Raw genomic sequence first — 19,800 nt, forward strand, 5'->3', positions numbered from 1 at the left:
AAAATTTCAAATTAGCTAGAAAATATCACAAAACTGCTTGCGTTTCTTTTTGAGAATGATTATTAATTGCAGTGTTATATCATAACAAATTAATTTGAGAGGAAAGAATGAAACAGGGAATTCATCCTGAATACCGCACCGTGGTTTTTCACGATACTAGCGTTGATGAGTACTTCTTAATTGGATCAACTCTACAGACTGAGCGCACGATTGAATGGGAGGATGGTAAAATTTACCCGTACTTTATGGTTGAAGTATCCTCACAATCACATCCGTTTTATACCGGTAAGCAACGTGTGATTCAGAAAGAAGGTCGCGTCGCTAATTTCAATCGCCGATTTGGTCAGTTTGAAGCTGGAGGTAAATAATGAAAGTCGTTAAATCTCTGCGTAGTGCAAAGAGTCGTCACCCGGATTGCCAAATCGTCAAACGCCGCGGAAGGCTCTACGTTATCTGTAAAACTAACCCTAGGTTCAAAGCCGTTCAGAAGTAATACGCGACATAAAAGATCTATGAAATATAAAAGCCAAGTTTATCAACTTGGCTTTTTTAGTACGCAACCCAGAGAATACTTGGGTTTATGACCATTGCGTGACATCACAGTTTTAGAAATGACTAGGTCAAAAATTCTTAAGATCTATGAATTAAAACCGGTTCTATAGAAATAAGCGTTATATCAATAAAAATGGTTACAGGTGAATCGCTTGAAAGTATTCACGGCGAGAATGTTTGGTGGTTTTTATGGCAAAAATTGTATTTTTTTAGTTATTAGTTCTTTTAAAGCTGTTAAATGGTGGTTAATTATTAGGTTTTATGACATTTTTTGTTACATGTTGGGCTTCTGTTTATGTTCTCAGTCAAGTAACCTGCGCTCGCTTCGCTATAGATGGCGACGGCATAGGAATAACTACAAGGAGGGAACTGATGAGTTCATCAGCTTCGATTAAAAACAATTCACCTAAGAAACCGATATTTACTCGTTTTCTAGATACAGTTGAATATTTGGGGAACCTTTTACCTCACCCAATCACTCTTTTTGCCATTTTCTGTCTTGCTATCCTCGTAATGTCTGGCGTTGCCGGCTATTTTGAGGTTGCGGTTGCAGATCCACGTCCAGAAGGCGCGGCGGGTCGTGCTGCGGACGGTATGATTCAAGTGGTAAGCCTGCTCAACGCCGATGGTTTAGAGCTTATTGTAACTAACCTAGTGACAAACTTTGTTGGCTTCGCACCGTTAGGTACCGTATTGGTTGCGATGCTTGGTGTTGCCATTGCAGAACATTCTGGACTACTTTCTGCTGCAATGCGTGGCCTAGTCATGGGCGCTTCTCAGCGCATGGTTACAGTGACTGTCGTATTCGCGGGTATCATTTCAAATACAGCATCTGAGCTTGGCTATGTGGTACTGATTCCACTGGCTGCGATGTTGTTCCACTCTTTAGGTCGCCACCCTCTTGCTGGTCTAGCGGCGGCATTTGCGGGTGTATCTGGTGGTTACTCTGCAAACCTTCTAATTGGTACGGTTGACCCACTGCTTTCAGGTATTACTGAAACTGCAGCTCAGATGATTGATCCAAACTACACTGTTGGCCCAGAAGTTAACTGGTACTTCATGTTTGTTTCAACCTTCTTCATTGCGATTACTGGTGCATTCGTTACCGAGAAAATCGTTGAGCCTAAACTGGGCAAATACAATGACGAAGAAGCAGCAGAAGACCTTTCTCAAGACAAAATGGGCAGCCTAACTGCACAAGAGAAGAAAGGCCTTAAATTAGCGGGTATCGCGGTACTGGTTGTTTCAGCTCTTCTTGCTTGGACGGTTGTTCCAGCAGATGGCATCTTGCGTTCAGACGCAGGTACAGTTGCAGGCTCTCCATTCCTGAAAAGTATTGTAGCGTTTATCTTTGTGTTCTTCGCAGTACCAGGCTTCGTATACGGCCGTGTTGTAGGCACAATGAAAAACGATCGCGACGTGATTGATGCAATGTCGAAGTCGATGTCTTCAATGGGCATGTACATCGTATTAGTATTCTTTGCTGCTCAGTTCGTTGCTTTCTTCAAGTGGACTAACTTTGGTCAGGTATTCGCAGTTGCGGGTGCAGACTTCCTACAAAGCATCGGTCTAACAGGCCCAATGTTGTTCTTCGCATTCATCCTAATGTGTGGCTTCATTAACCTAATGATCGGTTCAGCTTCAGCGCAGTGGGCGGTTACAGCGCCAATCTTCGTTCCAATGCTGATGCTTGTTGGTTACGCACCAGAAACGATTCAAGCGGCATACCGTATCGGTGATTCAACCACTAACATCATCACTCCAATGATGAGTTACTTCGGATTGATCCTTGCGGTAGCGACTCGTTACATGAAAAATCTAGGTATCGGTACGCTGATTGCGACCATGCTACCTTACTCAATCGTCTTCATTGTAGGCTGGAGCTTGTTGTTCTACCTATGGGTATTCGTATTCGGTCTGCCAGTAGGCCCTGGTGCGGCAACGTACTACACGCCTTAATTGATTCGAACTCGAATCTAAAAAGCCTGCGCATTGCGCAGGCTTTTTTTATTTCTTATCTACTTACTTGCTTCTCCTGGACTAATAGGAGTAGGTCATGATGATGTTGAAAATCTGCCTGCCTGGGCCACCCATGTATTCCAAGTTCAGCCCGTATGTTTTGGTGATATTCCAGTTCATACCAACTAAGGCTGAGTAATCTTCTGCACTTTCTTGTGACAATTGGTAAGAAAGTCCTTCAACGCCTAGCGCATTATCTTCTTTAGTTAAGCCTTCGCTGTGCATGTACGCACCACCGATATAGGGGAAAACGTTGCCCCAACTTTCAGTTTGGATCAGCTTACCCACTCGCGGGCTAAACAAAATGGTTTTGGTATTGGTACGTTCATCGTCGGTGCGAGATTGAGTCATGCTGGCGGGCAACACATATGTGAAGTCACCCAGTTGGCCAACGAAGTTCATCGAGAAGCCCCAGTTCGTACCTTCTACATCAGGGGTAAACTCTGGTGTGGTGATAAAGTCTTGTTGGCACAGCTTGGGCCTATTCTCACAAATATCGAATAGAGAAGTAGGGATGGTGGCGGTGAGTGCAGTGCCACCATCAAATCGCCCTACATGGACACCCATTTGTAAAAATGGAAATACCCATGCTGCAGCGCGAATTTGCATACTTTTACTTTCGATCTCAGGTGTACCAAACGACACTTGAGAAAGATCGAATCTGTCGCCTAAGTTTACATCTCCAACTTGGACGCCAAGGTCGTACATGTTGATGTCTTGCTTGGAGGAATTACCAATCAGGGAGATCGAAAAAGGTAAGGGGAGTGAATAACCTAAATCGATGGCTTCTTGGGCGTGGAATGGCAGTGCGTGCTTCCACTTCTTATTGAGCTTTTCTTGGGTTTCGGCATCGGGGAAGTCGACACGCGCCCCTTCTTCTCCCCATGCAAACGTCGAGCTAGCAGCCAGTGCTGCGTATGCAGCAAGCTTAGTGAGTTTAGTCATTGTTACCCCCTAGAATGCTTCGTTGATCGACAAGTACAAGCCTTGAGCATCATTGGAGCCAAAGCCAAGGTCAACGCGGACATTCATGCGGGGTTGGAGTTCGTAGCGGTAACCTACACCATAGCTGTATATTTGCTCTTGATACAGCTCACCGGTGTGCTCTGCTGTACTGGCAATTCCCGCCCATAACGTAAAGCCGTGCTTGGTGTAATCACCATCACTTAAGAAAGATTGGCGGTACTCCATCGTGTGCTCAACACTGTGCATGTCGCGGTATCGCCCATAGTAGATCCCTCGCATCGAATCTTGACCACCAAATGTGGGCAGCTCGTAATACGGAACATCACCGGAGCTGAAGTTGGCTGTGTTGAGAAAAGCGAAGGTGGAGCCTTTCACCGGTGTCCAGTAGAAGCGATAGTCCGCTTCCATTTTTTCAAAATTGGAATCACTGCCAATGTTGTCTTGATAATTGGCATACTCAAGGCTAAAAAACTGGCCTTTTCGAGCATTGACAGCAACATCGCGAGTATCCCACTGCAACGCAATACCAAGCCCGAGAGCAAAAGGGTTCTCTTGGCCGTAAATGAAATCAGCATCCTGTGCGACAGTGCTAGACACCGACTCCTCGATTGCTTTTTTGTACTGCAATCGCAAGATAGGACCTAGGTAGATATTATTGCCTAGGTGAACACCAAGGTCGGCGTTATAGGTAATGAAGTCGTAGTCGACGAGATTCTGGTCATCTTTGCCGTTGTTTTTACCCGATTCATAGCCTGTGCCGAAGTAATACAGGCTCTGTTTGCCCATCGATAGCTGGCCGAAGTAGCGGAAACGATTTTGCTTGGAAAAGATTTTTTGTTTTGAGCGAATACCGAAACCAACACCACTGTCCATCTCGTTGGCAACCCCAACCAATGTAACCGATGAACGTTGAGTTGAATCTGGATCTTTTGGCGCAGCGTTGAAGGAATACAACCCACCAATGGCCAGCATAAAGCCAGTTTCAGGCATGTAAGCCGGACCACCCAGCAAGGAAAATAGACCATTGTCTTTTTCGGCCGGTGTGGTTGCCAGAACGGGATTTTCTTGAGCATGCGAGGCGGTAGAAAAACAGAAAAGCAGGGAGCATATCCATTGCAACGAGCCAAAAATCGTCGTTGTATTGCGTAGCATGGTGCACTCTTAGGTTCGCTAAAAGAGAGAAGTATCTATATCTGAGCTACGACTAGGTAATGAACTGTTTTTATATCTGGTATGCGTCAGGCGTATATTCTTTATCTAACAAAGGGTTAATCGCCATTATGAACATTGTTCAAAATGGCGAAAGTCGTAATAAGCGGGTTATTTAGGTCTTTTCGCGAGGATTTTATCTAGGTGATTAGCAAACTCTCTACGCTCTGTTTGAGACAGTGCGCTAGGACCGCCAGTTTGAATACCACTTGAGCGCATTGTATCCATAAAGTCGCGGATATTAAGTCGCGCTTTGATGGTGTCTTTCGTATAAAGTTCTCCGCGAGAGCTTAATGCCTGGCCCCCTTTGGTGATCACTTCATCGGCGAGCGGGATGTCAGAGGTAATCACTAGGTCGCCTGCTTCGGTGCGTTTTACGATCTCGTTATCAGCAATATCAAAGCCGCTTGGAACTTGCAGAGAATGGATATTGTCGCGTTTGGGTACTGGGACTACATGATTAGCAACAAAGGTACATTGTACGCCAGTACGTTCTGCTGCACGGACGATAGTTTCGCGGATCACTTTTGGACACGCGTCGGCATCTACCCATATTTTCATTAATCGTTTTTCTCTTCTAGTTGAGCTTCCAACGCAGCAACGCGCTGGGTGAGGGCGGCAATTTGCTGCTCGAGCGCGGCTATTTTGTCTTGTCCATCATCAGTTTTCACTGCGACTTCGACTTTAGGTACGCGGTTTGCTGCTTTCCAGCTCTTGATGGTAGTGATCAGTGCTGGCATAGGCACCGAGGTCGTTAAGCGAGATTTCACTAAGGCGACGGTGGGTTCTTTTCCCTGTGCGGCTAAACCTGCAAGTATGGTTTCTAGCTCTTTTGTTACGTCTTGAGTCAGCATGTTTAGCTCCTATATCTGCTTTAACGCTGATAATACGCGTTAAGGTAAAATTAAGCGAATATCAAAAATGCCTTATCGGTGTGAGAGATCTCGCACAGCCGTTGTGCGACAAAAGCAGAATTTGCGCAAGAGATTAGTGTGGTGTTTGTCTAACTTTATGAAAAATAAGCATTAGATGAGTTGTTTATGAATTGTTAAGGGAAAAAATGTGATAGCACCGGATTGTTCTATTTCTGAAAAGGCGTAAATTAAACCCTGTCGGAAGGAGCTGACACGGAACAGGAAAGGCCCAAGGATTTGGTCATCTTCAGGACGAAGATATGGTTGTTTAGGATAAATAACCAAGTAAGGATGCCGGGACATTGTAAGGACACAACAGTTAACAGGACGTTAGCTGCAAAGGAATGACAATGGACACCTCTAGGATGAGGAAGGACACCGCTTAAGGATAAGTGATGCGCGCTAACGGGGAATAGTTAGCTTTCAGGAAGAATAGGACACCGCTAGGACGGCGACGTACGGATAAAGCTGAAGGACTCAGCACTATTATGGATGATGCATGGAGCACACATTAGTAGCCGGACTGCTGCGAGTAAGACTATAGCCCCGATACGAAAGTGTCGGGGCTTTCTTTTTGGTGCATAGTCACTTCTCTAACTTTTTATAAAAACATCAATTACAACGACTAAAAAGTATCCTAGATCAATTACATACCAGTTGAGTTAGTTTAATTTTCGGCTTTCAATTATCAGCCTATACCTATCAAAGAACGTATATGAAACGTCAGTAGGTAGTAGGGCTGTGATGCGGTTTCTTTACGCGGATATTTTCTCGTGAAGGAGCATGTCTATGTGCTGCTATCAAGGATTGAGTGTGACTATAGTGACAAGAAGAATGCTTCTTCTTCCATACAATGAGTCGTTACAGTCAGAGTTTCTGATGTTGAACTGCTGCGCTAAAAATAGGGCCGAAATGAATGGTCCGCACTCTGTATCGTCTGCCAAACAACTATTTGATAAAGTCCTTAATGACCCTAATACCTACAGTATGGCTGTGCTAGATAGCCATACGCGTGAGTACATGGGGCATGTTTTTGTTTGCCAATTGGACACGGCGCCTGAATTAGGCTTTATCTTTGATAAGGTGTATTGGGGGCAAGGGTTTGCTTATGAAGCGCTGAAAGCATTCTTTCCGAAAGCGTGCCGAGAATTAAAATTAAGTAGGGTGATAGCTACCGCCAATACTCATCACGAAGCTTCGATTAAGTTATTAAGTAAACTTGGATTTAAGCATTCAGGCCAGCAAAAAGATCTGTACGGGCCTTATTATGAATTTGTATTTACATCCGATGTGGCGGTAGATGAAAGTTCATTGGCCTAAAGCCTACCATGATCAACTGACCTTGGTAGCAATCGTCTCCTAAGGCGGAAAATTCAAACTGATATGTTGTATGCCAACGCCAGCTTCCTGCTGGCGTTTTTAGTTTATGCTGCCCGAAAGCCACACTGATAAGTTGAAGATCAAGCTGATCGCATTTACGGCTGATTGCGGCTTTAGCCAGTTCCGATTGGCGGCGTTGTTGCCAGAAAAGAAAGCAGACAAAGCTGAGTCCCAGTATCGCCAGAAGATCTCCAAACATATGTGCTCCTGTTAGCCCTTAGCGGCTTGCTGAAGGTTAACCAAGGCTTTTGCCAGCTCTGGAGATGGGTTTGAGTGCAGCAGTGGTAGCAGTACCATGCGCAGCTCCGGCAGCATAACTAAATCCGCAAATAGCTGATTGAAAAGCGCTTGATTGCCTGTTTGAGCCAAACGCAGCAAGAATTGTTCTGCGGTATTTTCAAGCGCTAGTAAATGCCATGCTCGGCCTGCAATTCCGATCAATACTTCTTGATGACTCAAGCGTGGGCTAGAAAGAATTTGCTGCACCAGTGGAAGCGAGAGTTTGTCTTCCGCACCCGCTAGAGCTCGAGCTAAAGCGGATAACAAGAACAGATCTGGCTCGTCAGACTGAATCTGTGACTCGGCGAGTTCGGCAATTCTGCCAGCAAGTTTTGCTGGTAAGTCAGTATGTTCTAATGCACCTAACAGGGCGTAAAGAGGTTCACTAGGAAGGTGTTTCAGCGCTTTACGTACATTTACACCATTTTGCTCGATGCTTAATCGAGCACACAGGTCAGTAATTCCTTGTAGGCCAACGGTTTGCCAGTTATCCCATCCTAGATCACCGGTGAAGTAATGCTGCGCATGCTCGTAATATTGGCTGGTCGGCAAGTCTAGTTGTGCACGGACTTGGCTGTGAAAAACCGCCATTTTGTCGTCTTTTGGTTTAAACGTATACGGGTTGTTAGACAGTTTTTCTTGTTGCTCTTCACTCATCTCTTTATTTAGCCTAGTGCCCATGGCTTCAATGACGTATTTGAGGAAGTTACCAATATCGGCTTGCTTGAGTAAGCCACGCTCGTCTAAGTCAAACTTGAGAAACCAGATCCAAGGCTGGTTGTCTTCGTTCCAATAAGCGATAGCTAAATGCGCTTTTCTTTGCAGTGGAAAAGGGTATGGATGTTGGCCTTTTTCAACATTCTCAAATAACGGGTTGTCGATGGTTTTAATGCGGCGGCCCAAATCGAAGATTTTGTACTGGCAGCCACTGTTTTGAAGAAGTTGAGTGAGAGTATGAATGGTATCCATGGAAAATTGTGTCCTAACTGCATTTGTCTAATAGATGGTATCCTATGGCCCAATTTCAAGGTCCTGCACCCAAATAACTTCAAGATACTTTGAGCAATTGATGACACAGACTGAATCAATATTAGCATTACTCGACGCACTTCAAACTGAGTTGAGCCAACAAAATCTTTGGCAAACCGTTCCCCCAACTGATGAGGCGTTAGCCAGCGAACAGCCTTTCGCGATTGATACGCTCGCTCCGCACGAGTGGCTACAGTGGATTTTTATCGCCAAACTGCATTGGATGCATTCGCAGAATATGCCGTTGCCCAAAGGGTTTGAAGTGACACCTTACTTTGAACAAGTTTGGCAAGAGAAGCCTGAGTATCGTCAACTGTTGGTGATACTGAACAAGATTGATGAGGCGTGTGCCTGATGTTAGAGATAGTGTTTCAAGACGAGTACCTTGTCGCGGTCAATAAGCCCGCTGGAATGTTGGTGCACCGTAGCTGGTTAGATAAACACGAAACCCAGTTTGTGATGCAAACTTTGCGTGATCAAATTGGACAGCATGTTTTTCCGCTGCATCGATTGGATAGGCCTACATCCGGGGTGTTGGTGTTTGCTTTATCGAGTGAGATAGCATCTAAAGTCATGCCTATGTTCGCCAATCATGAGATGGAGAAAACTTACCATGCAGTGGTTCGAGGCTGGATTGAGCAGGGTGATATTCTGGATTACCCGTTGAAAGTGGAGCTCGATAAAATCGCTGATAAGTTTGCGAAAGAAGACAAAGAAGCTCAAGAGGCGATTACCGAGTATCAACCTTTAGCGAAAGTTGAAGTGCCTTATTCCACAGGACGGTTCCCAACCAGCCGCTACAGCTTGATTGAAATGAAACCGAAAACAGGGCGTAAACATCAACTTCGTCGCCATATGCATCACTTGAGCCACCCTATTATCGGTGACACCACCCACGGCGATGGTAAACACAATCGTCTGTTTCGAGAGTGCTATGATGCGCATCGATTGATGCTACATGCCTCCGAACTTCGCTTTGCTCATCCATTCACTGGTGAAGCTTTGGTGCTAACCGCGAGTATGGATGAAGTGTGGCAGAATCTGTTTACCCAGTTTGGCTGGTCACTACCAAACGCGTAGGTACCGTTTACGGCTACAAGAAACGAATAAAAAAACAAAAGCCCTCGAAAGAGGGCTTTTTAGATCGGGTTATGATTATCGCCAAATTTGCTTTGGAGGCTTATTTCGCCAGCCAGGGTCTTATTTCACGAGATAGTCACGAATCGATTGTTCAATTCCTTTGGAGTCTAAGCCAAGCTCTTCGTGCAGTTCTTGCTGAGAGCCTTGGGCTACAAAACGATCAGGTAAGCCAAGGTTCAGTACTGGCTTGAGGATCTTCTCGCTCATCATAAACTCGACAACCCCTGCACCAGCGCCACCTGCAATGGCGTTTTCTTCCAAGGTAACAATCACATCATGACTTGCCGCTAGTTCTTTAATCAGTGATTCATCCAGAGGTTTGACAAAGCGCATATCGGCAACAGTAGCATTAAGCGCTTCGGCCGCTTCGAGTGCACTTGGCATAAAGGTACCAAAGTTAAGAATTGCGACTTTTTCACCTTCACCAGCAGTTTCACAGCTACGAACAATGCGGCCTTTACCAATTTCTAGTTCGGTAAATTGCTGTTCGATTTCTGTCCCCATACCATTACCACGTGGATAACGGACGGCACTTGGACCATTGTGTTTGTGGCCGGTGTACAGCATTTGACGACACTCATTCTCATCGCTCGGCGCCATAATGACCATATTTGGGATGCAACGCATGAAGCTTAGATCAAAAGCACCTTGGTGAGTTTGTCCATCTGCACCAACAAGCCCTGCACGGTCGATGGCAAACATAACCGGAAGGTTCATGATTGCTACGTCGTGAATCAGTTGGTCGTAACCACGCTGCAAAAAGGTTGAGTAGATTGCAACGATAGGGTTATTGCCCGCAATCGCCATCCCTGTTGCTAGAGTCACAGCATGCTGCTCTGCAATCGCGACATCGAAGTACTGTTCTGGGAACTCTTTTGAGAAACGCACCATGCCAGAGCCTTCACGCATCGCTGGCGTAATCGCCATCAGCTTAGGATCTTGCGCAGCCATGTCACATAGGAAGTCGCCAAAAATTTTCGAGAATGTCGGTTTGCCATTGCTGCTTTTCGGCAGTTTATTGTGGCTTGGGTCGAACTTCGGTACACCGTGGTAGCCAATAGGATCTTTCTCGGCAGGCTCATAACCTTTGCCTTTCTTGGTCATGATGTGCAGGAACTGAGGACCCTTTAAGCCGCGCATGTTCTTCAGCGTTTTGATTAGCTCACTGACATCGTGTCCATCGATAGGGCCAATGTAGTTAAAGCCGAGCTCTTCGAATAGAGTACCTGGAACGACCATGCCTTTTAGGTGTTCTTCAGTACGACGAACCAACTCTTTAATAGGTGGTACACCGGATAATACTTTCTTCCCACCTTCACGAATTGAGGTGTAGAGATTTCCTGAAAGCACTTGAGCAAGATGGTTGTTCAGCGCGCCAACATTTTCTGAAATGGACATTTCGTTATCGTTCAGAATGACCAACATGTCTGAGTGAACATCACCCGCGTGGTTCATTGCTTCAAATGCCATACCAGCCGTGATGGCACCATCACCAATTACGCTGACGACTTTACGGTCTTTACCTTCTTTTTCAGCGCTGATGGCCATGCCGAGCGCAGCACTGATCGACGTAGATGAATGGCCGACAGATAGCGTGTCGTATTCACTTTCTTCACGCCATGGGAAAGGGTGTAATCCATCTTTCTGGCGGATAGTCGGCATTTGGTCACGGCGACCGGTAAGGATCTTGTGTGGGTAGGCTTGATGGCCCACATCCCAAATCAGTTGGTCAAACGGAGTGTTGTAGACGTAATGTAGCGCAACAGTCAGTTCAACGGTGCCAAGGCCAGAAGCCAGGTGGCCGCTTGACTGACTTACTGAGTTTAATAAATAGGTGCGTAATTCATCGCACAGCTTTGGTAGCGTTTCTTTTGGTAGGCTACGCAATTCGTCCGGCGTGTTTGCCAGAGCCAGTGTAGGATATTTTGAAATATCAAGAGTCATATAAATGCGCGCTTATAAATGTTAGTTCTTGCGCTCGATGACATATCGGGCGAACTCTTCGAGTAACTCTGTATTGTATGGGATAGATTCCAAAGCGTGTAGTGCTTCATTTAACAGAGTGTGAGCTTTGTTTATAGCACCCTCTAAGCCTAATAGGGCAGGGTAAGTGCTTTTATTGAGTTGTTGATCAGAACCTTGAGGCTTACCAAGCGTTTCGGTATCGCTAATAATGTCCAAAATATCGTCTTGAACCTGGAAAGCTAAACCGATGGCATCGGCGTATTTATCGAGCTGTGGCAGAACGTCGATACCTTTTTGTCCAGCAGCCAGTGCACCCAAACGAATCGCACATTTCATCAATGCACCGGTTTTGTTGCGGTGAATTTCTTCTAGCTCAGCCAGTGACACTTGACGGTTCTCAGCTTCTAAATCGAGAGATTGCCCCATGCACATGCCTTGTGCACCAGAAGCGGCTGCGAGTGCTTGTACCATTTTGATTCGGTTACTTTCAGCATCGGTACTTAACTCGCCTTCAGCCAGAATAGTGAAAGCCAGTGTTTGCAATGCATCGCCGGTTAAAATGGCAGTGGCTTCATCAAACTCGACATGACAGGTGGGTTTGCCACGGCGTAGCTCATCGTCATCCATTGCTGGAAGATCATCATGAATTAACGAATAGGCGTGAATGCACTCAACAGCGGATGCTGGAGTGTCTAGTTGCTCTGGCTTACAGCCGAGCATTTCACCTGTGATATAAACAAGAAATGGGCGAGCTCGCTTGCCACCTAGCAATAAGCCGTAACGCATCGCCTTAATCAGAGTTTGGTTCTGATGAGGGAGCTGGTTAAGCCAAGCATCAAGTTGCGAGTTGTTTCTTTGCTGATAAGAGGTTAGCGCCTCAATCATACGGATTCTTCACTTATTCTGGCTGAGGATTGAAATCACTAAGAGGAGCATTGTCGTCGTTTTGTAGCAAAATACTGACACGCTGTTCCGCGTCGTTAAGCTTGTTTTGACCACTACGAGCAAGGGCAATACCGCGCTCAAATTTTTTCAATGCATCATCTAAGGCAAGATCGCCGTTTTCCAGTTGGTCAACCAGAGTATCAAGTTCTTCAATTGTCGCTTCGAACGACATATTTTCAGGTTTCTTGCTCGCCATAATTTATCTACATTTAAAAGGATGGACGAAAGTTACCTTAGGGCGTGGAGATGGTCAAATTTAACCAAGTAAATTTGTCAGAAAAATGCAGTTTAGCGGGTCCTTATGTTACTAAGCGTAAAGCTCGGCTGAGTGAAAGCCAAAATATTTGCTACCATGCGCCAGGAAATCAGTTTCTTATGCCGATTTAGGCCCATAATTGTATTGAATAGTTGATCTGTGTGGAGGAAAGTTTGGAAACTGATATCAATTAAATAGTTAAAGATCTTATGATCATGCCGATAACTACTTTATACCAATCTGGATTTTTGCTGCATCAGCAAGTTTTTATCTCATAGTTTCTAGGTCTAGATTGGTATAAATCACATAAACGCTGAGAAATAGCATGAGGAGTGCTTTGTGGATTTAGCAACGCTATTAGGCCTGATAGGCGGATTTGCCTTCGTTATCATGGCAATGGTTTTGGGTGGAAGCATCATGATGTTTATCGATGTGGTATCGATACTCATCGTGGTCGGTGGCTCAACCTTTGTCGTTTTAATGAAATTTACCATGGGACAATTCTTCGCGTCGTTTAAGATTGCAGCTAAGGCGTTTATGTTCAAAACCGAAGAGCCTGAAGACTTGATCGCCAAAGTGGTGGAAATGGCTGACGCTGCACGTAAAGGTGGTTTCTTAGCACTAGAAGAGATGGAGATAACCAATAGCTTCATGCAAAAAGGCATCGATTTGTTGGTCGATGGCCATGACGCTGACGTAGTACGTGCGGCAATGCAAAAAGATATCGCCTTGACTGATGAACGACATGAGTTTGGTACTGCAGTATTTCGCGCGTTTGGTGACGTAGCACCAGCGATGGGTATGATCGGTACCTTGGTTGGCCTGGTTGCGATGCTTTCCAACATGGATGACCCTAAAGCCATCGGTCCAGCGATGGCGGTTGCACTTCTTACCACACTGTATGGCGCTATCTTAGCAAACATGTTGTTCTTCCCAATCGCCGATAAGCTATCTTTGCGCCGTGAGCAAGAAACGCTGAATCGCCGTTTGGTTATGGATGGTGTTCTCGCCATTCAAGATGGTCAAAACCCACGAGTTATCGATAGCTACCTTAAAAACTACCTTAACGAAGGTAAGCGCGCTCTCGATATTGATAACGAGTAAGGCTGAGCTATGGAAGAAGAGAATTGTAAATGTCCACCTCCCGGCCTTCCGGCTTGGATGGGCACCTTTGCCGATTTGATGGCACTTTTGATGTGCTTCTTCGTTCTGCTGCTGTCGTTCTCGGAAATGGATGTACTGAAATTTAAGCAGATTGCTGGCTCGATGAAATTCGCCTTTGGTGTACAAAACCGTTTAGAAGTGAAAGACATTCCTAAAGGGACCAGTATCATAGCTCAGGAGTTCCGTCCTGGTAGACCAGAACCGACACCTATCGATGTCATCATGCAGCAAACTATTGATATTACCCAGCAAACCCTTGAGTTTCATGAGGGGGAGTCGGATCGAGCAGGTGGTACTCAGCGTGATAAAGGTAAGCAGACCGGTGGTAAGTCTCCAGAGTCGTCGACTAAGGACAATCAAAATAACGAATCAGAACAGCAGCAACAACAGCAATCGGAATCTACCTCACAAGAGCTCGAGGTCGTCGAAGAAGCAGTGAAGAAAGCGCTGGAACGAGAGATTGCAGAAGGGGCGATTGAGGTTGAAAACTTAGGTCAGCAAATCGTTATCCGAATTCGAGAGAAAGGTGCATTCCCAGAAGGTTCGGCATTCTTACAGCCTAAGTTTAGGCCTTTAGTAAGGCAGATTGCGGAGTTGGTAAAAGACGTTCCTGGTATTGTACGTATCTCGGGGCATACTGATAATCAACGGCTAGATTCTGAGCTGTATCGCTCCAACTGGGACCTGTCGTCGCAACGTGCAGTATCAGTCGCGCAAGAGATGGAAAAAGTCCGTGGTTTCTCTCATCAGCGTTTACGAGTTCGAGGTATGGCAGATACTGCGCCATTGGGCCCAAATGATACTGAGGCTCAGCGTTCACGCAACCGCCGAGTAGAGATCAGTATTATGCAAGGTGAGCCTTTGTATAGCGATGAAGTTCCGTCTATACCGCAGCAATAGCCCAGCAAGAAACTTATATTAGGCGAGCAGAAATGCTCGCCTTTTTTATAACTGTGACCTCGTGTATAATCTTGCGCCCTTAGCGCGCGTTATCCTTGAGTGGCAATACACATACTCTTAGCGACGACCCGCATAGTCTTAATGACAAAGCTTGTAACCTTGTGAAGTGAACTATGAAATTTATTGTTAAGCCCCATCCAGAAATTTTTGTAAAAAGTGAATCGGTGCGTAAGCGCTTCACAAGGATTTTAGAATGTAATATTCGAATCATTATTCAGCGTCGTACTGAATCGGTAGCGGTTTTCAACCGCCGTGACCACATCGAAGTGACTGCTGAAAGTGATCAGTACTATAACGAAGTTCTTGAAATCCTAACCGAGACTCCGGGGATTCATCATGTGCTAGAAGTTCAGCAATCTGACTTCAAAGATATGCATGATATCTACGAGCAGGTACTGGAGCTTAATCGTAGCAAGATCGAAAACAAAACCTTTGTGGTACGCGCCAAGCGCCGTGGCAAACATGAGTTTACTTCGATTGAACTAGAGCGCTACGTGGGTGGTGGTTTGAACCAAGCAGTTGAAAGCGCTCGCGTTAAGTTAAGTAAGCCAGACGTCACAGTGAACATTGAAATTGCCAATGAAAAGCTGAATCAAGTCATTGCTCGCCATAAAGGTTTAGGCGGCTTCCCTCTAGGTACACAAGAAGATGTATTGAGCCTGATCTCCGGCGGTTTTGATTCTGGTGTATCAAGCTATCTACACATTAAGCGTGGTTCCAAAACCCATTACTGCTTCTTCAATCTAGGCGGTCCTGCACATGAGATCGGCGTAAAGCAAGTCTCGCACTACTTGTGGAACAAGTTTGGTTCATCCGCGAAAGTGAAATTCTTAGCTGTAGACTTTGAACCGGTTGTGGCAGAGATCCTAGAGAAAGTCGACGATGGTCAAATGGGCGTTATCCTCAAGCGTATGTTCATGCGTGCTGGTGGAATGCTGGCAGAGAAGTACGGCATTCAAGCGCTAGTAACGGGTGAAGCGTTAGGTCAGGTATCGAGCCAGACACTCACTAACCTACGCCATATTGACGGTGTAACGGACACTCTGATTCTTCGTCCTCTCATCAACTGGGACAAAGAAGATATCATCGACCTCGCTCGCGATATTGGTACAGAAGACTTTGCTAAAACTATGCCTGAATACTGTGGTGTCATCTCTAAGAAGCCAACAGTAAAAGCGGTAAAAGACAAACTGGAAGCGGAAGAAGCGAAATTCGACTTCTCGATTCTAGAGCAAGTGGTTCGTGATGCGCGCATGATTGATATTCGTGATATCGAAAAAGAGAGCCAAGAAGCTGCACCAGAAGTTGAGCAGGTTAAAGCAGTAGAAGAGCATGCGATTGTACTTGATATCCGTAGTCCTGAAGAAGAAGACGATAACCCACTAGAAATAGAGGGTGTGGAAGTTAAGCACCTTCCATTCTTCCGCCTTGGTACTCAGTTTGGTGACTTAGACCAGTCTAAAACCTACCTACTGTATTGTGACCGTGGTGTGATGAGCCGTTTGCAAGCGCTGTATCTGCAAGAGCAGGGCTTTAGCAATGTTAAGGTATACCGTCCTTAGTCAGTGTTCGTTTACAGCTTAGCTGTAACATATTACTGAAAATTAAAGCGCAACTCGTTGATTCGATTTGCGCTTTTTTAGTATCTAACGAAAGCGGCTGATTTTAAAAATGGAGTGGTTACGTTTAGGCTGAAAAAAGCTTGAGGCATAAAAAAACACCGCCTAATAGGCGGTGCTAAAAAATTTGACAGACAGGTCAAAAATACAGGAAGTATTCGTTTTGTCTTTGGGATAACAGAGACAAAACTGGTAGAAATCTACCTAACTCGAAGTACGAGTTTGCAAACACAACATCGCAACCACTGAGCCAATTGATTCAACCGAATCAAGCCGTTCAGGCCAGCGTTGCGGGATGAAATATAGAATTTCTCTAGCCGCTAGGCAACGGACAATTTATAATGTTTCAGATTAAAAAAACTAATCCAATTTTTTGAGTGTGTCTATGTCTAGAAGATTGCCACCGTTGAATTCACTTAAAGTGTTCGAAGCTGCTGCTCGTCATTTGAGTTTTACTCGCGCCGCTGAAGAGTTATTCGTGACTCAGGCTGCGGTTAGCCACCAGATCAAAGCGCTTGAAGAGTTCTTAGGATTGAAGCTATTCCGTCGTCGAAATCGCTCCCTGCTGCTGACTGAAGAAGGTCAAAGTTACTTTCTTGATATTAAAGATATTTTCTCATCGTTAGCAGAAGCGACTGATAAAGTGCTTGAACGCAGTGAAAAAGGGGCGTTAACCATCAGTTTGCCACCGAGTTTTGCTATTCAATGGCTTGTGCCAAGGTTGGCAGACTTTAACCAACAGGAACCAGATATCGACGTTAGAATCAAAGCAGTCGATATGGATGAAGGTTCTTTGACTGATGATGTCGATGTTGCGATCTATTATGGTCGTGGAAATTGGCCAGGCTTACGAGCCGATAAACTGTATCAGGAATTTTTGATTCCGCTTTGTTCACCTGCGTTACTTTTAGGTAACAAACCATTAGAAACATTAAGCGATTTAACCAAACATACCTTACTTCATGACACATCTCGTAAAGACTGGAAACAATTTGCTAAGCAATACGATTTAGACAGCGTGAATGTAAACCACGGGCCTATTTTTAGTCACTCGACAATGGTTCTTCAAGCCGCAGCTCACGGGCAGGGTATTGCGCTTGGCAATAATGTATTGGCACAACCTGAAATGGAAGCGGGACGCTTAATTGCGCCTTTCGATGAGCTACTCGTTACTAAGAATGCGTTTTATGTGGTGTGTCACGAGAAACAGGCGGATATGGGGCGTATTGCCACATTCCGAGACTGGATGCTGGCTAAAGCATTCAGTGAACAAGAGGAATTATTAGATGAGTAATTGGATTGTCGAAGGTGAGCAAGACTGGCCACTGTTTATTTTTGCTCATGGGGCGGGTGCAGGCATGGAGCATGACTTTATGCAAAGTGTTAGTGCAGGGCTAGTAGCTAAGCAGATCCGTGTTGCTCGTTTTAATTTCCCATACATGGTTAAGCGAGCGGAGGATGGTAAGAAGCGTCCACCTGATCGTGCACCTAAACTGTTGGAGGCGTATCAGGAAGTGATCACTCACTTTGCGCAAAACAAACCTGTAGTGATTGGTGGTAAATCAATGGGGGGCCGAATGGCGAGTTTACTGGCAGGAGAGCCGTTAGTTGCTGGCGTTGCATGCTTAGGTTATCCATTTCACCCTCCGGGTAAGCCAGAAAACTACAAAGGTGAGCACTTAGCCAGCCTTGATAAGCCATGCCTTATTTTACAGGGTGAGAGAGATACCTTTGGCAAGAAGGAAGAGTTTGACGATTTCGCGCTATCGGATTCAGTAAGGGTTTCTTTTTTACCTGACGGTGACCACAGCTTTAAGCCTCGCAAGCGCTCCGGGTTTACGGAAGAACAAAACATCGCGTCTGCTGTGGACTCTTTGAGTCAGTTTATTTTTGAGGTCTACGATGCAAAGTAAGTTATTGCTCACTATTGCTGGTGGATTGGGCGCTGTAGGTGTTGCACTGGGGGCGTTTGCCGCGCACGGTTTAAAAGCAATCTTATCCCCTTATCTTATCGGAGTTTTCCAAACGGGCGTGCAATATCAGTTCATTCATGTCTTGGCTGTGCTGGCATGTGGTGTATTACTACAGCTAAATCTTAGCGACAAAGCGCAAAAATATTTTTCCGTGCTGCAATTTGCTTTATCATCGGCATCCTTTGTTTTAGCGGTAGCCTCTACGCGCTGGCATTAACGGGTATTAAATGGTTTGGTCCTATCACGCCATTTGGTGGTCTACTCTTTATGCTAGGTTGGGGGCTGTTTGGCTATGCAGCACTACAGATGAAAGAGGTTAACAAGTGAAACACGTAATGCTCTACTGCCGCAGTGGCTTTGAAAAAGAGTGTGCTGGAGAGATTCAGGATAAAGCAACTCAGCTAGAGGTGTATGGTTTTCCTCGTGTGAAGAAGAATACCGGTTACGTGCTGTTTGAATGTTACCAAGATGGTGATGCAGATAAGCTAGTCAAAACTATCGATTTCCAGTCGTTAATATTTGCACGTCAAATGTTCGCCGTTGCGGTTGAACTGAGTGAACTGCCGAAAGAAGACCGTATTTCTCCGATTCTATCTGAGTTATCAGACGTTGAAGCGTTCCCTCACTGTGGTGATTTACGCATTGAAACACCGGATACCAATGAAGCGAAAGAACTACTGAAGTTCTGCCGTAAGTTCACTGTTCCAATGCGCCAAGCACTACGTGGTAAGGGGATTTTATACAGCAAAGACAACCCGAAAAAGCCAGTCTTACATATCTGCTTTATTGCTCCTGGTCACTGTTTTATTGGCTACTCTTACGCCAACAACAACTCAGCATTTTTTATGGGCATTCCTCGTTTGAAGTTCCCAGCCGATGCACCGAGCCGTTCCACATTGAAGCTGGAAGAAGCCTTCCACGTGTTTATTCCTCGTGAAGAGTGGGACACTCGATTAGCATCTGGGATGTGGGGCGTTGACTTAGGAGCTTGTCCGGGAGGCTGGACATACCAATTGGTGAAGCGTTCTATGTTCGTTCACTCGGTTGATAACGGTATGATGGCTGACAGTCTAATGGAAACTGGCCAAGTTAAGCACCACCAAGAGGATGGTTTTAAATTCGAACCAGCGCGTAAGAACGTGACTTGGTTGGTGTGTGACATGATTGAGAAGCCATCGCGTGTTGCTCAGTTGATGGGCGAGTGGATCATTCGTGGTTGGGCGAAAGAAGCAATCTTTAACTTAAAACTGCCAATGAAAGGGCGCTACGATGAAGTGCTGGAAGACATCGAGAATCTGAAGTACTTCTTAATTGAGAACGGTGTGAAATTTAAACTTCAAGCGAAACACCTTTATCATGATCGTGAAGAAATCACTGTCCACGTTCAGTCGCTATCGAACATCTCACCGCATTAAAGTCAGAGTGATTTG

General features: G+C 45.4%; 21 protein-coding genes and 1 pseudogene. 13 read left to right on the forward strand and 9 right to left on the reverse strand.

Features of this window, described 5'->3' with window-relative positions:
- Positions 1 to 107: 107 nt before the first annotated feature.
- The 3 genes from ACXABW_RS03450 to ACXABW_RS03460 all read left to right on the forward strand — a co-directional run bounded on the left by ACXABW_RS03450 (position 108) and on the right by ACXABW_RS03460 (position 2,511).
- Complete coding sequence (locus ACXABW_RS03450) at positions 108 to 368, forward strand: type B 50S ribosomal protein L31 (RefSeq protein ID WP_457524004.1); 261 nt, start codon at positions 108 to 110, stop codon at positions 366 to 368.
- On the forward strand, positions 368 to 493 hold the full coding sequence (gene ykgO, locus ACXABW_RS03455; protein WP_265686953.1) for a type B 50S ribosomal protein L36: 126 nt from the start codon (positions 368 to 370) through the stop codon (positions 491 to 493). Before ACXABW_RS03450 ends, ykgO begins: the two co-directional genes overlap by 1 nt.
- 431 nt (positions 494 to 924) lie before the next feature.
- The gene (locus tag ACXABW_RS03460) at positions 925 to 2,511 is read left to right on the forward strand and encodes an AbgT family transporter (protein ID WP_457524005.1); all 1,587 of its coding nucleotides are present in this window, start codon (positions 925 to 927) and stop codon (positions 2,509 to 2,511) included.
- An 81-nt stretch (positions 2,512 to 2,592) separates the two neighbouring features.
- Here the strand turns inward: ACXABW_RS03460 and ACXABW_RS03465 are convergent, their stop codons facing one another.
- The 4 genes from ACXABW_RS03465 to ACXABW_RS03480 all read right to left on the reverse strand — a co-directional run bounded on the left by ACXABW_RS03465 (position 2,593) and on the right by ACXABW_RS03480 (position 5,600).
- On the reverse strand, positions 2,593 to 3,516 hold the full coding sequence (locus ACXABW_RS03465; protein WP_457524007.1) for a hypothetical protein: 924 nt from the start codon (positions 3,514 to 3,516) through the stop codon (positions 2,593 to 2,595).
- Positions 3,517 to 3,525: 9 nt separating this feature from the next.
- Positions 3,526 to 4,689: a BamA/TamA family outer membrane protein gene (locus ACXABW_RS03470; RefSeq protein WP_457524009.1), complete on the reverse strand. Its 1,164-nt coding sequence runs from the start codon at positions 4,687 to 4,689 to the stop codon at positions 3,526 to 3,528.
- A 168-nt stretch (positions 4,690 to 4,857) separates the two neighbouring features.
- Complete coding sequence (locus ACXABW_RS03475; protein WP_252029729.1) at positions 4,858 to 5,307, reverse strand: YaiI/YqxD family protein; 450 nt, start codon at positions 5,305 to 5,307, stop codon at positions 4,858 to 4,860.
- On the reverse strand, positions 5,307 to 5,600 hold the full coding sequence (locus tag ACXABW_RS03480; protein ID WP_252029730.1) for a hypothetical protein: 294 nt from the start codon (positions 5,598 to 5,600) through the stop codon (positions 5,307 to 5,309). The genes ACXABW_RS03475 and ACXABW_RS03480 overlap by 1 nt, the downstream gene beginning before the upstream one ends.
- Positions 5,601 to 6,494: 894 nt before the next feature.
- On the opposite strand from ACXABW_RS03480, the gene ACXABW_RS03485 reads away from it, so the two are divergent.
- Positions 6,495 to 6,980 carry a GNAT family N-acetyltransferase gene (locus ACXABW_RS03485; RefSeq protein ID WP_457524944.1) on the forward strand — a complete coding sequence of 162 codons (486 nt, stop codon included), beginning with the start codon at positions 6,495 to 6,497 and terminating at the stop codon, positions 6,978 to 6,980.
- On the opposite strand, the gene ACXABW_RS03490 is transcribed toward ACXABW_RS03485, so the two are convergent.
- Together ACXABW_RS03490 and ACXABW_RS03495 are read right to left on the reverse strand one after the other, a co-directional pair.
- Positions 6,940 to 7,239: a DUF3301 domain-containing protein gene (locus ACXABW_RS03490; protein WP_457524010.1), complete on the reverse strand. Its 300-nt coding sequence runs from the start codon at positions 7,237 to 7,239 to the stop codon at positions 6,940 to 6,942. The two genes, ACXABW_RS03485 and ACXABW_RS03490, sit on opposite strands and share 41 nt — an antisense overlap.
- A gap of 11 nt (positions 7,240 to 7,250) precedes the next feature.
- Positions 7,251 to 8,288, reverse strand: a complete 1,038-nt coding sequence (locus tag ACXABW_RS03495) for a DUF3549 family protein (RefSeq protein ID WP_457524011.1) — start codon at positions 8,286 to 8,288, stop codon at positions 7,251 to 7,253.
- A gap of 100 nt (positions 8,289 to 8,388) precedes the next feature.
- On the opposite strand from ACXABW_RS03495, the gene ACXABW_RS03500 reads away from it, so the two are divergent.
- Positions 8,389 to 8,703: a YqcC family protein gene (locus ACXABW_RS03500; protein ID WP_252029733.1), complete on the forward strand. Its 315-nt coding sequence runs from the start codon at positions 8,389 to 8,391 to the stop codon at positions 8,701 to 8,703.
- The gene (truC, locus tag ACXABW_RS03505) at positions 8,703 to 9,428 is read left to right on the forward strand and encodes a tRNA pseudouridine(65) synthase TruC (RefSeq protein WP_457524014.1); all 726 of its coding nucleotides are present in this window, start codon (positions 8,703 to 8,705) and stop codon (positions 9,426 to 9,428) included. The genes ACXABW_RS03500 and truC overlap by 1 nt, the downstream gene beginning before the upstream one ends.
- Before the next feature lie 120 nt (positions 9,429 to 9,548).
- Here truC and dxs read toward each other — a convergent pair whose 3' ends face one another.
- The 3 genes from dxs to xseB are packed head-to-tail and all read right to left on the reverse strand — an operon-like array spanning position 9,549 to position 12,594.
- A complete protein-coding gene (gene dxs / locus ACXABW_RS03510) occupies positions 9,549 to 11,432 on the reverse strand; it encodes a 1-deoxy-D-xylulose-5-phosphate synthase (RefSeq protein WP_457524016.1) in 1,884 nt (627 codons plus the stop codon).
- Positions 11,433 to 11,453: 21 nt separating this feature from the next.
- On the reverse strand, positions 11,454 to 12,338 hold the full coding sequence (gene ispA, locus ACXABW_RS03515; protein ID WP_252029736.1) for a (2E,6E)-farnesyl diphosphate synthase: 885 nt from the start codon (positions 12,336 to 12,338) through the stop codon (positions 11,454 to 11,456).
- A 13-nt stretch (positions 12,339 to 12,351) separates the two neighbouring features.
- Entirely contained in the window at positions 12,352 to 12,594 is a 243-nt protein-coding gene (gene xseB / locus ACXABW_RS03520) for an exodeoxyribonuclease VII small subunit (protein WP_252029737.1), read from the reverse strand.
- A gap of 399 nt (positions 12,595 to 12,993) precedes the next feature.
- Between xseB and pomA the strand changes: the two genes are divergently transcribed.
- The 7 genes and pseudogenes from pomA (at position 12,994) to rlmM (ending at position 19,785) form a co-directional block, all read left to right on the forward strand.
- Positions 12,994 to 13,758, forward strand: a complete 765-nt coding sequence (pomA, locus tag ACXABW_RS03525; protein ID WP_252029738.1) for a flagellar motor protein PomA — start codon at positions 12,994 to 12,996, stop codon at positions 13,756 to 13,758.
- Positions 13,759 to 13,767: 9 nt separating this feature from the next.
- On the forward strand, positions 13,768 to 14,718 hold the full coding sequence (locus tag ACXABW_RS03530; RefSeq protein WP_252029739.1) for a flagellar motor protein MotB: 951 nt from the start codon (positions 13,768 to 13,770) through the stop codon (positions 14,716 to 14,718).
- Positions 14,719 to 14,891: 173 nt separating this feature from the next.
- Positions 14,892 to 16,340 carry a tRNA uracil 4-sulfurtransferase ThiI gene (gene thiI / locus ACXABW_RS03535; RefSeq protein WP_457524019.1) on the forward strand — a complete coding sequence of 483 codons (1,449 nt, stop codon included), beginning with the start codon at positions 14,892 to 14,894 and terminating at the stop codon, positions 16,338 to 16,340.
- Between the two features lie 442 nt (positions 16,341 to 16,782).
- Positions 16,783 to 17,691 carry a transcriptional regulator GcvA gene (locus ACXABW_RS03540; RefSeq protein WP_252029741.1) on the forward strand — a complete coding sequence of 303 codons (909 nt, stop codon included), beginning with the start codon at positions 16,783 to 16,785 and terminating at the stop codon, positions 17,689 to 17,691.
- Positions 17,684 to 18,310 carry an alpha/beta fold hydrolase gene (locus ACXABW_RS03545; RefSeq protein WP_457524022.1) on the forward strand — a complete coding sequence of 209 codons (627 nt, stop codon included), beginning with the start codon at positions 17,684 to 17,686 and terminating at the stop codon, positions 18,308 to 18,310. Before ACXABW_RS03540 ends, ACXABW_RS03545 begins: the two co-directional genes overlap by 8 nt.
- Positions 18,300 to 18,697: pseudogene (locus ACXABW_RS03550) on the forward strand (DUF423 domain-containing protein). The gene ACXABW_RS03545 and the pseudogene ACXABW_RS03550 overlap by 11 nt, the downstream one beginning before the upstream one ends.
- Positions 18,694 to 19,785 carry a 23S rRNA (cytidine(2498)-2'-O)-methyltransferase RlmM gene (gene rlmM, locus ACXABW_RS03555; RefSeq protein WP_252029744.1) on the forward strand — a complete coding sequence of 364 codons (1,092 nt, stop codon included), beginning with the start codon at positions 18,694 to 18,696 and terminating at the stop codon, positions 19,783 to 19,785. Before ACXABW_RS03550 ends, rlmM begins: the two are co-directional and overlap by 4 nt.
- Positions 19,786 to 19,800: the final 15 nt, after the last annotated feature.

The organism is Vibrio paucivorans, assembly GCF_054053395.1.

What these genes read in the sequence shown, in the direction of transcription:
- ykgO (WP_265686953.1), top strand. Translation starts at nt 368, where the DNA reads ATGAAAGTCGTTAAATCTCTGCGTAGTGCAAAGAGTCGTCACCCGGAT.
- ispA (WP_252029736.1), bottom strand. Translation starts at nt 12,338, where the DNA reads ATGATTGAGGCGCTAACCTCTTATCAGCAAAGAAACAACTCGCAACTT.
- ACXABW_RS03470 (WP_457524009.1), bottom strand. Translation starts at nt 4,689, where the DNA reads ATGCTACGCAATACAACGACGATTTTTGGCTCGTTGCAATGGATATGC.
- dxs (WP_457524016.1), bottom strand. Translation starts at nt 11,432, where the DNA reads ATGACTCTTGATATTTCAAAATATCCTACACTGGCTCTGGCAAACACG.
- ACXABW_RS03545 (WP_457524022.1), top strand. Translation starts at nt 17,684, where the DNA reads ATGAGTAATTGGATTGTCGAAGGTGAGCAAGACTGGCCACTGTTTATT.
- ACXABW_RS03530 (WP_252029739.1), top strand. Translation starts at nt 13,768, where the DNA reads ATGGAAGAAGAGAATTGTAAATGTCCACCTCCCGGCCTTCCGGCTTGG.
- ACXABW_RS03485 (WP_457524944.1), top strand. Translation starts at nt 6,495, where the DNA reads ATGCTTCTTCTTCCATACAATGAGTCGTTACAGTCAGAGTTTCTGATG.
- xseB (WP_252029737.1), bottom strand. Translation starts at nt 12,594, where the DNA reads ATGGCGAGCAAGAAACCTGAAAATATGTCGTTCGAAGCGACAATTGAA.
- ACXABW_RS03465 (WP_457524007.1), bottom strand. Translation starts at nt 3,516, where the DNA reads ATGACTAAACTCACTAAGCTTGCTGCATACGCAGCACTGGCTGCTAGC.
- ACXABW_RS03460 (WP_457524005.1), top strand. Translation starts at nt 925, where the DNA reads ATGAGTTCATCAGCTTCGATTAAAAACAATTCACCTAAGAAACCGATA.
- ACXABW_RS03495 (WP_457524011.1), bottom strand. Translation starts at nt 8,288, where the DNA reads ATGGATACCATTCATACTCTCACTCAACTTCTTCAAAACAGTGGCTGC.
- thiI (WP_457524019.1), top strand. Translation starts at nt 14,892, where the DNA reads ATGAAATTTATTGTTAAGCCCCATCCAGAAATTTTTGTAAAAAGTGAA.
- ACXABW_RS03540 (WP_252029741.1), top strand. Translation starts at nt 16,783, where the DNA reads ATGTCTAGAAGATTGCCACCGTTGAATTCACTTAAAGTGTTCGAAGCT.
- ACXABW_RS03450 (WP_457524004.1), top strand. Translation starts at nt 108, where the DNA reads ATGAAACAGGGAATTCATCCTGAATACCGCACCGTGGTTTTTCACGAT.
- ACXABW_RS03480 (WP_252029730.1), bottom strand. Translation starts at nt 5,600, where the DNA reads ATGCTGACTCAAGACGTAACAAAAGAGCTAGAAACCATACTTGCAGGT.
- ACXABW_RS03490 (WP_457524010.1), bottom strand. Translation starts at nt 7,239, where the DNA reads ATGTTTGGAGATCTTCTGGCGATACTGGGACTCAGCTTTGTCTGCTTT.
- ACXABW_RS03500 (WP_252029733.1), top strand. Translation starts at nt 8,389, where the DNA reads ATGACACAGACTGAATCAATATTAGCATTACTCGACGCACTTCAAACT.
- ACXABW_RS03475 (WP_252029729.1), bottom strand. Translation starts at nt 5,307, where the DNA reads ATGAAAATATGGGTAGATGCCGACGCGTGTCCAAAAGTGATCCGCGAA.
- truC (WP_457524014.1), top strand. Translation starts at nt 8,703, where the DNA reads ATGTTAGAGATAGTGTTTCAAGACGAGTACCTTGTCGCGGTCAATAAG.